Genomic DNA, 14,585 nt, shown 5'->3' with positions numbered 1-14,585 from the left:
ATCGATGACGTGCATCACAGGCTCGATCTTTTCACGCATATTGTAGTACTGGTCCTCGAGGATCAGTTCCACGGTATTCTCACCATGCTTTTCGTTGAGGAACCCGGCGATCTTCTCCATCAGTACTTTCTTGGCCTTGAACTTGTCCATATCATGGTCCCTGACGATATAGACGAATTTTGTGTTCTCGACCTCACCTGTCATGCTGATCAGATGGAAGAACCCTTCGTACCCCTCCGTATAAAAGGGAGTCTGGTTCGGAGGAAGCATCGAATCGAATTCCCTGGCGATAAGCATCGAGTTGATCATCTTGTTTTTCGCGTAGCCAGGATGGACGTTCCTGCCCTTGACGTTTACAGTCGCTTTCGCCGCGTTGAAGTTCTCGAATTCGAGCTCGCCGATCCTGCCGCCATCAAGAGTATAGGCCAGGTCGGCGCCAAATTTCTTAACGTCGAAATGGTCAGCGCCCCTGCCGATCTCCTCGTCAGGGGTGAATCCTATCTTTATCGTGCCGTGCTTGATCTTCGGGTCGTCTTTCAGTTGATCGAGTGCAGTCATGATCTCCGCGATGCCGGCTTTGTCATCGCCTCCCAGGAGGGTAGTACCGTCCGTGGTGATCAGGGTCTGTCCCACGTAGTATCCAAGTTCGGGGAAATCATCCGGGGAGAGGATGATGTTTTCCTTTTTATTGAGAACTATATCTCCACCATCGTAATTCTCTATTATCTGTGGTTTGACGTCTGTTCCCGACATATCGGGACTCGTGTCCATATGTGCGATAAACCCGATCACGGGATTGTCGGTATCCATGTTGGAGGGAAGCGTCGCCATTATATAACATTTGTCATCGACCTCGGCATCTTCGAGGCCGAGGCTCTTGAGTTCCTCGACAAGTTTCCTGGCCAGATCGAACTGGATCTCAGTGCTGGGAACAGAAGTCGATTCCTCGTTCGATTTCGTGTCGATTCCGACATAATCCAGAAATCTCTTTACTACGTCTGTCATACCAGATACCTCCACTGTTATAGTAGAATCAATGATGCTGGTTTCGAAAACAAAGCTTGAACGCCCGTTCTTTAATACATAGTATGAAAACCCTGATACAAGCAATAGATATTCTTGTTCCGGGGATGGTTCGCTCGATGTCAGGTACAAGATACATTCCGGACGGCCAGTGCGAGAGAGAGTTGAGCGTCAGGAATTCGAAGTTCATCGGCCTTGCCGTAACGGCGGAAGATCCTGAGCAGGCCAGAAATATCATACGTGAGACGCGTGAAAAGTATGCAGGCTGTACACACGTAGTATATGCTTTTATAACCGGAGGTGAGAAGAGCGAGATATCTGGTATGAGCGATGATGGTGAACCGAAGGGCACCGCCGGCAGGCCTGTTATGGAAGTTTTGAAGGGAAGTGGGATAGTAAACGTCCTGGTCATGATCATCCGATATTTCGGAGGCACAAAACTTGGTACGGGGGGGTTGGTGAAGGCTTATGGTGACTGCGCGAAAGCGGTACTCTCGGCGCTGAAAGTACGGGAGCTTGTGGTCAGTATCGACTTCGGACTGAACGTGCCTTACAGACTTCAGCGTCCGGTGACGGAAGCTATAGGGGAAGCTGGTGGAGAGATCACTGACATCAGATTCGCTGACGAAGTAGAGATCAAAGGTTCAGTCCCGGAAGCGGGAATAGATGAATTCAGGAAAAAAATAAAGGATATTTCAAGGGGCGGGCTCTCCATATGATCATAACAGGAAAGTCTGCCGGCTTCCGGCATGAGACGGTATCAGGCGTCTCTGGAGGGAGAGACGCGAGGGGGAGGTCGTAGTCTGTGGAATCGGCAAATGAAGCTTTTACGATAATGTTGATCATCGCGAATGTGATATTTTCCTGGAAGGGGTTCAGTAACAAGACTTTCTTCGAGAGGTATCTGTTCAATACAGGAAGGATACTGGGCGGAAGAGAATATATCAGGGTGCTCACATCGGGGTTTCTTCATGCCAATATAGGGCACCTGATGTTCAATATGATCGCGCTCTATTCGTTCAGTGTCGGGGTGGGAACGGTATTCGGGTTTGGCGCATATCTTGTAGTTTACTTCGGAAGCCTTTTCGCCGGAAACCTGATGGCTCTTTACATACACAGGAACGATCCCGGCTACCGCGCGGTAGGCGCCTCGGGGGCGGTTTGCGGCGTGATATACTCCAGTGTGATAATGTTTCCGGGCAGCGCGATCTCGATCCTCTTTCTTCCCTTTGCAATCCCATCCTGGCTATTCGGGATACTGTTCATATTCGTGTCCGTATACGGTATCAGGTCGGGACTCGGCAATATCGGGCATGAGGCCCACCTTGGAGGGGCGATGTCCGGAGTCGTCATCTCAGTTATGATCAAGCCGAGCCTGCTTGCGGCACAACCATTATTGATCGCGGGGTTATTGAGCCTGACAGGGGCCTTTCTCTATCTCATGGTAAAGCGGCCGGACCTGTTGAGGATCAAGGGGCCGGGTAGCCGATGGAAGAACGGCAGGTAACAGGATGAAGAAGAAAATAGGGCTCGCCCTTGGGTCTGGCGGAGCAAGGGGACTTTGTGAGATAGGTGTACTTCTCTGGTTGAAGGAACACGGTATCGAAGTCAATTGTGTGGCGGGGACTTCCATAGGCGCGATCATCGGTGGAGCCTATGCCGCAGGATTCTCGCCAGAACACATGAAGGAAATAGCTCTGAGCATGGGATGGCTCGAATTCCTCAAGGCTTTCAGGTTGTCATTCCGTGGCAAGAGTGTCCTTGAATGGGAAAAGATCGAAGCGATGCTCAGAGTCGATCTTGGCACCAAGAAGATAGAGGACCTTTCGATCCCCTTTGCCTGTATCGCCGCCGATCTGGATTCGGGCAGGGAGTTTGTCTTCAAGGAAGGAGACCTTGTCGCTGCGATGAGCGCCTCGGCCTGTATCCCGGGAGTCTTTCCCCCCGTCGAAATCCTGGGCAGACACCTGGTCGATGGAGAACTGGTCAATCCTGTCCCCCTGGATCTTGCCAAGGAACTGGGGGCTGACAGGGTAATAGGAGTCAACGCTTCGAGATCGGTCTTTACGGACCGGATGTCACACGAAGCGGGTCATATCGGGCTTGTCGAAAAGCTCGATGGCTGGGTCAGGGACAGTATCGAAAAGAACCCCCTGATGTCGTCGTTCAATGCCAGAAAATGGATCGATTCAGTGGCCGGGGACAGGGAACGAAAGAGGAGACGGAATCTTGTTGACGCTTTTACCGACAGCATCGCCATAGTCACATCGAGGGTGCTCGCCCACAACGAATTGAAAGCGGGGCCACATTTCATGATAAATCCGGAAGTGGGTGGATTTCAGGATTTTGATTTCGACAGGGCGAAGAAGATCATCGCTATGGGTTATGAAGAGACCGAAGCGGTCTCAAGCGAACTGCTTGAATTCACTGGAAACTGAAAGGCGGGATAGATGAGGCTGAAAAGAGAGTTGGGACTTCTGGATGTCTACTGCCTCGCTAGCGGGGCAATGATAAGTTCAGGGCTCTTTATCCTTCCGGGGCTTGCTTTTGCCAGGACTGGCCCATCGGTCATGATCTCATATCTTCTTGCTGGCCTGATAGCCATAGCTGGAGTATTCAGCCAGTCCGAGATCGTATCCGCGATGCCGAAAGCGGGTGGGACATATTTTTATGTCAAGAGAGCTCTGGGGCCGGCAGTCGGTACTGTGGAAGGGTTGTTGACATGGTTCTCTCTGTCCCTTAAAAGTGTTTTTGCCCTTATCGGTATGGCGGCGTTCATGTCGATATTTGTAGATATCGACGCGAGACTTACAGCGCTGGCACTCTGTGGAGTATTTACTGCCATCAACCTGATCGGCACGAAGGAGGCGAGCCGGATACAGCGAGTGCTCGTGTTTTTTCTGATATCGGCGTTATTGTACTACGTCGTTCGTGGAGCCTCGTCGATCAGCGTGACACGTCTCGAACCTTTTACTCCGAATGGATGGGGAGCGACTGTCTCGACGGCTGGTTTTATCTTCGTATCGTTCGGAGGCCTGCTGAAGGTGGCGAGTATGGCCGAGGAAGTCAAGGATCCCGGCAGAGTGATCCCGCTGGGAATGATCCTCTCCCTGGTCACTGTCACAGCCCTGTATTTTCTCGTTGTCCTCGTAACGACGGGAGTCCTTGACGCTGGGGCCCTGTCGACTTCTCTCACACCGATCAGTGACGGGGCGTTTGCGTTCATGGGTACTCCTGGAAGGATGATTCTGGGTGGGGCTGCTATTCTGGCTTTCATATCGACCGCCAATGCCGGGATAATGGCCGCTTCGAGATATCCTATGGCTCTGAGCCGTGACGGTCTTCTGCCCGTGAAGATCTCGGCGTTGGGAAAGAGATTCCGGACTCCGTATGTCTCGATTGGAATAACGGTAGTAATGATGGTCTTTTTCATATTCCTCAAACTGGAGGTCTTCGTAAAGGCCGCTTCTGCCGTTCTGATACTGACATACCTGATGTCCTGCCTCTCCCTGATAATCCTGCGTGAGAGCAGGCTTCAGAACTATAAGCCCGTATTCAAGTCCCCTCTCTACCCATGGATACAGATCGCCGGAATAATCGGGTTCAGCGTCATGCTCGTCGGGATGGGAATGCCGGCTCTTGTTTCCGGTCTGGCGATCGTGGTCGTCGGGCTGTTCGTCTACTGGTTCTACGGCAGGATCAGGGCGGGCAGGGAGTTTGCCCTGCTTCATCTTATCGAGAGGATCACTCCTCTTGAGCTGAGTAGCAGGACTCTGGAGACGGAGTTAAAGGAGATCATCAGGGAGAGAGACGATATCGTAAAGGACCGTCTCGACCATGTCATAGAGAGGGCGGTTGTTCTCGATATAGAGGATCACATCGATGCCAGTACTTTTTTCGGTATGGTCGCGGATGAAATGGCAGGCAGAATAGGGATAGACAGGGAGATATTCGTTCGCCTGATGCACGAGCGGGAAAAGGAGAGCAGCACTGTGTTGACGTCGAATCTGGCTATTCCGCACATCATCATCCCGGGAGAGAGCAAGTTCGAAATACTCCTGGCAAGGTGCAGGGGCGGAGTGGAGTTTTCACCGTCGGCGACAGACATTCATTCGATATTCGTCCTTACAGGTACGCGGGACGAGAGGAATTTTCACTTGAGGGCGCTTGCCGGAATAGCACAGATCGTCCACGAGTCGGATTTTGATAAAAACTGGATGCGTGCGAAGAGTATAGAGGACCTGAGAGATATCGTACTTCTCGGAGAGAGAAAGAGGACATGAGACCGGAAGGAAAGTGATGGACGGAGTCGAGGCATTCGGAAGACTGATGGAGGGAAACAGACGCTATTCGGAGGGCAGGCCTGTGGCGCCCCGGCGTGACAGCGATCGGCGGAAGGAAACGGCCAATGGACAGAAGCCGTTCGCCATAGTCCTTACCTGCTCGGATTCGAGGGTCGTGCCTGAGATCCTGTTCGACCAGGGAATCGGTGACATCTTCGTCGTCAGGGTAGCAGGAAACGAGGTCGATGACCTGGTCCTGGGGAGTATCGAATATGCGGCGACCCACCTTTCTACACCGTTACTGGTCGTTCTTGGGCATGACGATTGCGGTGCTGTCAAAGCATCGATAGATGCAGGAGATCCGGGAGGCCATACCGGCAGTTTCATAGATAAGATAAGGTCAGTACTTGCCGGGAATGCAACGAACGATCCTGTAAAAGCTGCTTGTGACAATACGCTGGATGTAGTGAATCGGCTGGAAAGCTCGTCCCCAATACTCAAATCTCTAGTGGAAGCCGAAAAGCTGAATGTAAAGGGAGCGCACTATGACATCACTTCGGGGTGTGTAACAGAGATAGGACAGGAGTCTGGACTACCTTAACAGGACCAGTCTTGTTGATGATGAATATATTCCCGTTTTGTAGCGGAGGAAGTACACGCCGCTTGATACGGATTTACCATTGTTGTTTTTTCCATCCCACTTCACCCTGTGAATGCTCGCTTCCTCGTGTCTGTTGACCAGCACACGGATACGTCTTCCGGTGACATCGTAGATAGTCAGCTCGACTTTTCCGGATATGACATTCTCATATTCGATGATAGTAGCCGGATTGAACGGGTTCGGATAAATACGCCGGATTCCATCGGTGCCAGGAATCGGTGGTGGGTCGTCTCCGGTCAGCTGATCCGTCGTTATCATTATGTCGTCAATGTACCATCCGGCGTATCCGATCTGTTCGTTGGTCGCGAAATGAAAACGCAGCAGAGCAGGCCCGTGAAAAGCTGAAAGGTCGAAGGTGTCACCGACCCATCCGAAGTTGCCGGAATAGCATTTCTGGTAAGGAGCGAGGAATATCGTATTGGAAGAAGCGGCTCTGCAGGGGTAGTTCAGCAGAGGAGTGATTATGGCCCATGTGTCTCCTCCGTCTGTCGAGATCTCGACGACTCCCGCATCCTGGGCCCAGTATGGGTAGGCTGCACTGGCTTCGGCTTCCATCCGGTGGTTGAAGGACAGAGTGGAGTTTTCATGCAGGCAGAGTGGAGGTGTGACGAGGACCACATCCATCATGTTCGGGTAGATCCCGCCAGTAGAGGATCCGGATTTCCAGCTGAGAGGAGAGGTGCTGAATTCCTCATCACTGACGTGCCAGCTGTCAAATCCAACCAGCGCCGAGTGTTGCCAGGCTCCTGGCCCCGCGACTTCGTCCTGCATGGAAGTCCCGCACGTGGTGACGGACAGAGTCTCGACTCTTGAAGGTACGTTATCGGCCTTGAAGCTGACGAAAAATGTCATGTCGGTGAAAGGAGGAGTATTCTCCCGGATAAATACCTGAAGATGACCACTCGATGCTGAACCGCCTACCGGAATATCGGGGAGCGTTTCTGTCTTCCTTGTGACTTTGGCCCACCCATCTACCGGTGTACTCAGAGAAAGTACCGGATTTACAATATTCATGCTGCCGTTGTTGCTCCAGTACGTCTCGATATTGAGGAATTCCCATCCTTCGATACAACCGTTGTCGTTACCATCCAGTTCGTCTGTTATCAATGAAGAATCCATCTCCAGTCCGGGAGCATTTACATTCAGTGCCTGCTGACTGTTCCAGTATTGTCCATCCGATATGATGCTGATGTCGAGATCGATGGAGTGTCCGTCCGGGATATCATCGGCGACTTCGAGTATGAACTCATTCTCAAGGATTATAGCCGCCCTGGCCGGGATTTCACCGACCCATAAGGTGTTGCTCCAGATTGTCACATACTGGTCGGGACAACTGATGGTCACAATCGTCTCTGAAGCGTCGGCCGTCCCTTCGTTTCTTAAAGCGAGGTCCAGTTCGATAGTCTCGCCACTTTCGATTATTCCGTCCGAATCACCGAGACTGTGATCCAGTGAATCGTCGTCCACAGAAAAATACAGGAAGGAAAGTCGAGCATCGCATGACATCCCCGTTATGATCGAGTCATTGAAGATGTAATGATCAGCGGCCCAGACCGATAATTCAGTTTCTGTAATAGAATCCGCCGGAGCAGATAACCATGCCTGTCCGTCTTCGTCAGTTAAGGTCGTAGTGTAAAAATCGGGGGATTCCGCTCTGAGAGAAACTCTAGCTCCGCCGACAGGAATGCCGTCACTGGTGACCACGACCTTGTGGCCCTGCTCACCAACGCAGAAGATGCTGTCGCACATGACATCGAGTGTCGATGGAGTCGTAGTCCACACCGGCATTGCAGGATCTCCCAAAAGGCACATACTGTAATAGACGTACCTGAAAACGGCGTAGGTGATGAACGGGATGTTATCGATTCTCGAATCCTCGAAAGCCTCGCCAAGAGTAGAAGCATTTTCCCCGAATAGTGCATCGAAGAATTGTCTGTCGAAATACTGTGATACGCTGGAAGTGCTTCCCGGCGCCCCCCAGCCGAGCCTCGTGTTACCGATAAAGGCTACAGCTCCAGCTGATGCCGTTACGAGCTGCTCACCGATCGCATCGTCGGCCAGGACTGTTCCCTGATCGTCGCGGTTGTCGAAGGAGGCCGGATAGCATGCCTGCGAGTAGCAGATGAAAGGAAGGTATCCCGGGGCTTCATCATTCAACAACCCGATATCCCAGATCGGGATCTTCATGACCGAATGCACGTTGGCATGGCCAAGATGGTTGACCAGATTAACGCCGTTATTCAGAAGCTGCACCAGATCAGTCTGTGGCCAGGCGCCATTGTCCCTCTCGTACAGGGTCTGGCTGGTGAATGAGGCCGGTATCCCTGCCGTTTCAAACCCGTAAATGTCAGTGCCTGCCAGGATCTCGTCCTTGTAATCACCGCCCCAGGTCGTGATCACGTCGTCCCAGAGCAGTTCGCCGGTCATTAATGCTGTCTCGCAGGAACCGGGTGGAGGCGAGAATGAATATATCTCGAGTTTGGATGAGAAATTGCTGATCTGGTCGAGTGTACTGACTGGCAGCCTGCCCAGAAGTACCTCGGGTATAAGGTCTTCTTCTCCCGGCTCTCCATAGTACAGATCGTCATCGGTGTTCCAGTCACCATCCAGTCCTGAATAATACAGGTCCGTTGGGATATCGGGCTCGATCTCCGACCCGGCCTTCACATAACAATTCCGGTGGGGGATGATCTCCTCGTCCCCTCCAAGCAGGACATATTCGGTACCCCAGCTTTCGTAGGCCTCGATGATCAGATTTCTGATCTTTTCCTGGATATCAGCGCCTGACATGTTCGCTTCTATCCATTCGGTTGTCACGATCTCTGTTTCGAGACCCATTTTTCTCTTGAGGTTTGCGAGTTCTTCAAATCCGGAGGTCAACGCTTCTCCGGTGATAATCAGATATGGGATGTGTCTTGACTCATCCTCGGGGAGCCGCGGAGCCGAAAGGAATCTGTCGTCTGACTTTATATCGTCGGGGTTTTCAAACTCTGCGTCAGTCAATCCAGGCAGCAGTCCAGATGACGTTATCCTCCCCGGGATCTTTTTTCTCGTACGTATGGCATCTTCAGTGATGGAAGGGGCCGTCTCTATGGAGATCCGGATCTCCGGCGAAAAGAGGATAAGGTCACTGGATGGCACGATCCTGCATGGAAAAATATCAATGAATACTATTGAAAAGCCTCTGCCAGTCTGTGTGGAGGAGATGACCGCACTTGCCGAAGGCCATGCCGTGGCAGATGAATAGATTGATTCGTCAATTTCAGGAAGCCCGGTAGGTAGCGTACCCATGGGATACTGCCTGGGCATCGGGGCTATTCTGCCGGGAGCCTGTATTTCCAGTGTGGAGATGGGAGTGGAGAAGATCCTGATCACCTTATGTCCGGCGGGGATAAGGAATCTTGCCGGATATAAGGGGAGTGAAGGTTCTCCCGGATCAGCAAGAGTGGCGCAACCACGCACCACCACCCTGACCCCTTTACCTGTTGCTCGAAGAGAGGGACTGTCAAATCTGACAGTCTTTTCAATAATACCCGACCTTGCACTGGTGGCGAGAAGAAGGAAAGCAAGGCAGGGCGCGAACATACGCCCATGCATGTGATAACTCTTGCTGCTAAGGTTGCAAATCTGCACTGGTTGCAGTAAGTCGATCAAGGCATTATACCATAATCAGGGAGTGAAATAAACAGTTTTTACTGGTACGGGCACCGTTTTCAGCGTTATTCTCTTTTCTGGTGTTGACTGATGGAGGCAGGTCATGTCGAGGATGCGATTGACAGTATCCGGAATAGTCCAGGGAGTCGGATTCAGGTTTTTTGCGCGGAGTGTGGCAAAGCAGCTCAAACTGGATGGTCATGTCCGCAATCTGCCAGATGGCGCGGTCGAGGTTGAAGTCCAGGGAAGTGAAGATGATCTGGGTGAATTCGTTCACCGGCTTGGAAAAGGTCCTGTATCTTCGAGAATCGACGATATCCGGGTCGAATATATTCCAGAACAGAAGTGTGACGGATTTGAGATCAGGTTCTAGCTTCTAACGAGAAGAGACTGCCTCGTGGTAAACGTCTTCAGCAGTGTTATCTGCTGGCAGTTTTTCTCCGGTATCCCCGGAATCATCAAAAGAGAAATTAGAAGCCCTGGCGTAATGTCCACCTCCAAGTAGCGCTGGAATGGTTCCGAGGATGATGACCATATTCAACCGCATCGATCTGCGGTCGATATACCAGATGTCCAGTTCTATTCTCTCCGGCCATGTCAGTGAATTGCGACCGTTGATCTGAGCCCATCCTGTCAGGCCGGGCTTTACTTCAAGTCTTCTCATCTGCTTTCGAGTATATTCCTCGATGTGGGAAGGCAGGCCAGGCCTGGGGCCGACGATACTCATCTCACCTTTGAGTATATTGATCAACTGAGGGAGTTCGTCCAGGCTTGTCCTTCTTAGAATCCTTCCTGTCCTGGTTATTCGTGGATCGTTTTCTCCGTCCACGAAAAGGCCTGTGCCCTTCTGTTCGGCATCGGTGACCATGGAGCGGAATTTGAATATCTTGAATGTTATTCCATGGAACCCGGCTCTTTCCTGGATGAAAAAGACAGGTCCTCCGTCTTCGAGTCTAATCGCGCACATGACAGCCAGGAGTAGAGGCCAGAGTACCAGTATCGCGATCATGCTGGCGGATATATCAAAGATCCTCATGCCAAGTTCCATTAGCCTTTTATAGCCACTACCCGGATAGTTATCCATGTTCCAGCTCCCTTTGGCAGGTCAGCAATTATCAGGATCAGAGAATTACAGCCTATAATCTATATTCGATAGTTTTATGGGGAATCTTTACTGAAAATATGATTTACTGTCATTGAGACTGGAACTTTATAAAAAGTGTGCTGTTATAGCAGAAAGAATCAAAACTTTCAGACAGGAGGTGCAAGATGAGAAGCATCATCGGTAAAGTAAAATGGTTATCGGCAGCGTTGTTGTTCTCCTGTGTCTTTTTCTCCGGCATGCTGGTCGAAGGGATGTTTTCGGGGAATAGGCGGGATATATCTTTTCCCGGCACTGCAATGGCACAGTCACAGGAAACGGGAGGGTCGCTTCCCGATGTAGTCGAAAAAGTAGTCCCGGCTGTGGTATATATACAGTCTAAAGCAATCATCAAACAGAGGGAGCAGGCAGATTCTCCCATGTTACGGGACCCAAGGTTCCGCAGGTTTTTCGAAGATTTTTTCAAACACTATAATATGCCCAGGGAAAGGGAACAGAAATATCTTGGATCGGGTGTCATAGTCGGTGAGGATGGATATATCCTGACAAACAATCATCTCGTTCAGAATACCGAGGAGATAGAGGTGATCCTTCCGGACAAGAGACAATTCGACGCGACAGTAGTCGGGACGGATCCGAGAAGCGATATCGCAGTCCTGAAGATAGATTCAGAAGGATTGCCGGTCGTTTCCCTCGGTAGTTCTGAAGATCTCAGGCTGGGGCAGACAGTCCTGGCGATCGGTTATCCTTACGCGGTCGGACAGACCGTTACGAGAGGGATCGTCAGTGCACTCGGAAGATCACTGAACCTCGTTGATTACGAGGATTTCATCCAGACCGATGCCGCAATAAATCCGGGCAACTCCGGTGGCGCTCTTATAAACACCAGAGGTGAGCTCGTAGGTATCAATACGGCCATATATTCGAGGTCGGGTGGGAACCAGGGCATCGGATTCGCCATACCGATCGAACTCGCCCGACAGATTATGGAGAGTATCATCGAGCATGGACGTGTCATAAGGGGATATGTCGGCGTTGTGCCTCAGGATGTCAATCCTGACATGAAAGATTTTTTTGGTCTTGAGGATGCAAATGGCGTACTGTTATCCCATGTGGCTGAAGACAGCCCCGCAGACAAGGCAGGGCTGAAAAGGGGCGACGTAGTCATCAGGTTTAATGGCAGGAAGATCAGGACCAGTGACGAATTCAGACGGTATGCCGCAGAAGCCGGGCCGGGCGTCAAGGTCAAGGTAGAGATCATCCGTAACGGGAAGAACAAGGAAATCGAGATAAGGATGGGAGAGCATCCCGCCGATGAACCTGCTGCTGATGAAAAGGATATTGAGGAGAGGAACCCTGTGTTCCTCGGTGTCGGCCTTGAGACGCTGGCCGACGATCATCGACAGGCGCTCAACATCCCATCGAGGGTGAAGGGAGTGATCATCACACAGGTCGACAGGAGTACATCCGCGGAAAAGGCGGGCCTGAACAGGGGGGACGTCCTGGTCGAAGTGAATAGAAAACGAATTACGGATATATCCGATTTCAGGGATGTGCTCGATTCGACGAGAAGAGACAAAGTCCTTCTCCTCGTTTACAGGAGTGGCAACTACTTCTATGTGGCGATATCCGAATAGACTGGTGGAAATCCTTACAGTAAGGGGAAGGAGAGTCTGTGAGTATTTTCGTTCTTGTCATCGTGATTTTCTTATCAGCGCTGATCATCAAGGTCGGAGCCATATCTCTGAGGATGACGGGGCTCGACAAAGAAACAGCGGCTTTTCAGGCACTTTCAGCCTTTACCGGAACCGGTTTTACAACATCAGAAGCTGAAAATATCGTCAATCACAGCCAGAGAAGAAAGGTAGTCAAGGCTTTGATGCTTCTCGGCAATATCGGGATAGTTTCAAGCCTTGCTGTACTTTTCCTTTCGATCAGAAGCGAACCTTTCGTCAACTCGATCGCCAAGCTGGGTATTGTCGGATTCTTTCTCATTCTTCTCGTTTCGTTGCCGGTGATAAAGGGACTGGATAATGTCATAGACAGTTTTATATCGAAAAGACTGAGGAAGATGAAGGGCTTCTCAATGGGGAGTTACTCGGAGATCGTCCGCCTGGCGAGCGGGTACGGTATAGGCGAACTTCACATCAACAAAGCGAATCCACTGGCTGGGAAAAAACTGGATGAGACAGGACTTACGTCCCGCAATATTATTGTGCTGGCCATCAAACGGGGATTTCACCTGATTGCCGCTCCGAAAGCGGGAGAAGTCATAAGCGCGGGCGACAGGCTGGTCTGCTTCGGTAATCTGAAAAGTCTTTCAACAGCCGGGAGTGATACCGGCGAGTCTGAATAGAAATGGAGGCGGTAGAACCGCCTCCATTTTTTGCATCTCTCCATGGCCCGGGAAGCACCGGGCCGTTTTATTCACTGAAGATCAGGCCTAGTCGTAGTATTCCTGACCGAGGTGCGTGATAAGCTCTTCGCCCTGGATGTAGCGAAGCGTATTCTTCAGCTTCATCGACTGGATAAAGAGATCGTGTTCGGGGTAGAGCTCCGGAGCGTGCTGAGGACTCTTGAAATAGAACGAGAGCCATTCCTGTATGCCCTTGAAGCCTATCCTGGACGCAAGGTCGAGGAAGAGTGCCAGATCGAGTACTATCGGAGCTGCCAGGATCGAATCTCTGCAGAGGAAATCGATCTTGATCTGCATCGGATAGCCGAGCCAGCCAAAGATGTCGATGTTGTCCCAGCCTTCCTTGTTGTCGCCACGCGGCGGGTAGTAGTTGATCCTCACCTTGTGATAGAAATTGTCATACAGATCCGGGTAGACCTTGGGCTGCAGAATATGCTCAAGCACAGACAGCTTGCTTTCTTCCTTGGTCTTGAATGATTCAGGGTCGTCCAGCACCTCGCCGTCCCTGTTGCCGAGGATGTTCGTGGAGAACCAGCCGTTGAGGCCGATCATGCGCGCTTTGAGGCCCGGAGCGAGGATCGTCTTCATCAGGGTCTGACCAGTCTTGAAGTCTTTTCCGCAAATGGGGACTTCGTTCCTGTCAGCAAGCTCCATCATTGCCGGAATGTCGACAGTGAGGTTCGGGGCTCCATTCGCGAACGGGATTCCCAACGAAAGTGCCGCGTACGCATATACCATACTTGGAGCTATCTCGGGGTCGTTATCCTTCATTCCTTTTTCGAATGCTTCGAGAGACTGGTGTACCTCGGACTGCTTCAAAAAGATCTCGGTACTCGCGCACCAGATGATGACCAGTCTGTCGCATCCGTTCTTTTCCTTGAATTCTTTCATATCGGTCATCAGCTGCTGAGCCAGGTCGAACCAGTTCTCGCCTTTCTTGACCCAGGTGCCGGAAAGTTTCTTGACGTACTTCTGGTCGAATACGGCCTTCATGGGCTTGATCCCCTCGAGGAACGGCCTGATAGCGTCCAGCGATTCCTTGTTCAGAACTCCGGCCTTGATCGATGCTTCGTAGACGTTGTCCTCGAAAATATCCCATCCGCCGAAGACTATGTCGTTCAGGTCGGCCAGGGGGATGAAATCTTTTATCATAGGAACATTGTTGTCGGTCCTCTTGCCGAGACGGATAGTGCCCATCTGTGTAAGAGATCCGGTCGGTTTCGAATGGCCCTGCCGGACAGCCTCGACGCCAGCTATGAACGTTGTCGAGACGGCGCCCATTCCAGGTGTCAGGACGCCCAGTTTACCAGTGGGTTTTACCGGCTTGTTCTTTACTTCCATTTTTCCTCCTTGAAGTGAATCTGGTACGTTCGTTCTTTATCTATGAAATGGTGTTAACCATATCTGCCGATGTATTAGAACCTGACGGCTGCCTGATTTTAACAT

General features: G+C 51.3%; 12 protein-coding genes. 8 read left to right on the top strand and 4 right to left on the bottom strand.

What is annotated here, in order from left to right; all coding sequences use genetic code 11:
* The coding region (gene pepT, locus KOO63_14415; protein MBU8923008.1) for a peptidase T at positions 1–1,005 on the bottom strand (1,005 nt) is incomplete at its 3' end.
* Between the two features lie 137 nt (positions 1,006–1,142).
* Between pepT and KOO63_14410 the strand changes: the two genes are divergently transcribed.
* The 5 genes from KOO63_14410 (at position 1,143) to KOO63_14390 (ending at position 5,907) form a co-directional block, all read left to right on the top strand.
* Positions 1,143–1,742 carry a YigZ family protein gene (locus KOO63_14410; protein ID MBU8923007.1) on the top strand — a complete coding sequence of 200 codons (600 nt, stop codon included), beginning with the start codon at positions 1,143–1,145 and terminating at the stop codon, positions 1,740–1,742.
* 86 nt (positions 1,743–1,828) lie between these two features.
* Positions 1,829–2,530: a rhomboid family intramembrane serine protease gene (locus tag KOO63_14405; GenBank protein ID MBU8923006.1), complete on the top strand. Its 702-nt coding sequence runs from the start codon at positions 1,829–1,831 to the stop codon at positions 2,528–2,530.
* Positions 2,531–2,534: 4 nt separating this feature from the next.
* Positions 2,535–3,461 (top strand): patatin-like phospholipase family protein, encoded by a 927-nt coding sequence (locus tag KOO63_14400; protein MBU8923005.1) that lies wholly within the window; start codon positions 2,535–2,537, stop codon positions 3,459–3,461.
* Positions 3,462–3,473: 12 nt separating this feature from the next.
* The gene (locus tag KOO63_14395) at positions 3,474–5,306 is read left to right on the top strand and encodes an amino acid permease (protein ID MBU8923004.1); all 1,833 of its coding nucleotides are present in this window, start codon (positions 3,474–3,476) and stop codon (positions 5,304–5,306) included.
* A gap of 16 nt (positions 5,307–5,322) precedes the next feature.
* Positions 5,323–5,907, top strand: a complete 585-nt coding sequence (locus KOO63_14390) for a carbonic anhydrase (protein ID MBU8923003.1) — start codon at positions 5,323–5,325, stop codon at positions 5,905–5,907.
* On the opposite strand, the gene KOO63_14385 is transcribed toward KOO63_14390, so the two are convergent.
* On the bottom strand, positions 5,899–9,564 hold the full coding sequence (locus tag KOO63_14385) for a T9SS type A sorting domain-containing protein (GenBank protein MBU8923002.1): 3,666 nt from the start codon (positions 9,562–9,564) through the stop codon (positions 5,899–5,901). The genes KOO63_14390 and KOO63_14385 overlap by 9 nt on opposite strands.
* A 160-nt stretch (positions 9,565–9,724) precedes the next feature.
* Here KOO63_14385 and KOO63_14380 point away from each other — a divergent pair, with 160 nt between their 5' ends.
* Positions 9,725–9,994, top strand: a complete 270-nt coding sequence (locus tag KOO63_14380) for an acylphosphatase (protein MBU8923001.1) — start codon at positions 9,725–9,727, stop codon at positions 9,992–9,994.
* A 3-nt stretch (positions 9,995–9,997) separates the two neighbouring features.
* Here KOO63_14380 and KOO63_14375 read toward each other — a convergent pair whose 3' ends face one another.
* Positions 9,998–10,705: a sugar transferase gene (locus tag KOO63_14375; GenBank protein MBU8923000.1), complete on the bottom strand. Its 708-nt coding sequence runs from the start codon at positions 10,703–10,705 to the stop codon at positions 9,998–10,000.
* A 185-nt stretch (positions 10,706–10,890) separates the two neighbouring features.
* Here KOO63_14375 and KOO63_14370 point away from each other — a divergent pair, with 185 nt between their 5' ends.
* Both KOO63_14370 and KOO63_14365 read left to right on the top strand, forming a co-directional pair.
* Entirely contained in the window at positions 10,891–12,360 is a 1,470-nt protein-coding gene (locus tag KOO63_14370) for a Do family serine endopeptidase (protein ID MBU8922999.1), read from the top strand.
* Between the two features lie 38 nt (positions 12,361–12,398).
* Positions 12,399–13,079: a TrkA C-terminal domain-containing protein gene (locus KOO63_14365; protein ID MBU8922998.1), complete on the top strand. Its 681-nt coding sequence runs from the start codon at positions 12,399–12,401 to the stop codon at positions 13,077–13,079.
* Between the two features lie 87 nt (positions 13,080–13,166).
* Here the strand turns inward: KOO63_14365 and KOO63_14360 are convergent, their stop codons facing one another.
* Entirely contained in the window at positions 13,167–14,480 is a 1,314-nt protein-coding gene (locus KOO63_14360; GenBank protein ID MBU8922997.1) for an inositol-3-phosphate synthase, read from the bottom strand.
* Positions 14,481–14,585: the final 105 nt, after the last annotated feature.

It is taken from the genome of Candidatus Latescibacterota bacterium (genome assembly GCA_019038625.1).
Classification (GTDB): domain Bacteria; phylum Krumholzibacteriota; class Krumholzibacteriia; order Krumholzibacteriales; family Krumholzibacteriaceae; genus JAGLYV01.
The sequence above is the reverse complement of the archived record's forward strand: the minus strand, read 5'-3'. Positions and strand labels throughout refer to the sequence as shown.

What these genes read in the sequence shown, in the direction of transcription:
- KOO63_14390 (MBU8923003.1), top strand. Translation starts at nt 5,323, where the DNA reads ATGGACGGAGTCGAGGCATTCGGAAGACTGATGGAGGGAAACAGACGC.
- KOO63_14370 (MBU8922999.1), top strand. Translation starts at nt 10,891, where the DNA reads ATGAGAAGCATCATCGGTAAAGTAAAATGGTTATCGGCAGCGTTGTTG.
- KOO63_14360 (MBU8922997.1), bottom strand. Translation starts at nt 14,480, where the DNA reads ATGGAAGTAAAGAACAAGCCGGTAAAACCCACTGGTAAACTGGGCGTC.
- KOO63_14385 (MBU8923002.1), bottom strand. Translation starts at nt 9,564, where the DNA reads ATGCATGGGCGTATGTTCGCGCCCTGCCTTGCTTTCCTTCTTCTCGCC.
- KOO63_14400 (MBU8923005.1), top strand. Translation starts at nt 2,535, where the DNA reads ATGAAGAAGAAAATAGGGCTCGCCCTTGGGTCTGGCGGAGCAAGGGGA.
- KOO63_14410 (MBU8923007.1), top strand. Translation starts at nt 1,143, where the DNA reads ATGTCAGGTACAAGATACATTCCGGACGGCCAGTGCGAGAGAGAGTTG.
- KOO63_14380 (MBU8923001.1), top strand. Translation starts at nt 9,725, where the DNA reads ATGTCGAGGATGCGATTGACAGTATCCGGAATAGTCCAGGGAGTCGGA.
- KOO63_14375 (MBU8923000.1), bottom strand. Translation starts at nt 10,705, where the DNA reads ATGGATAACTATCCGGGTAGTGGCTATAAAAGGCTAATGGAACTTGGC.
- KOO63_14395 (MBU8923004.1), top strand. Translation starts at nt 3,474, where the DNA reads ATGAGGCTGAAAAGAGAGTTGGGACTTCTGGATGTCTACTGCCTCGCT.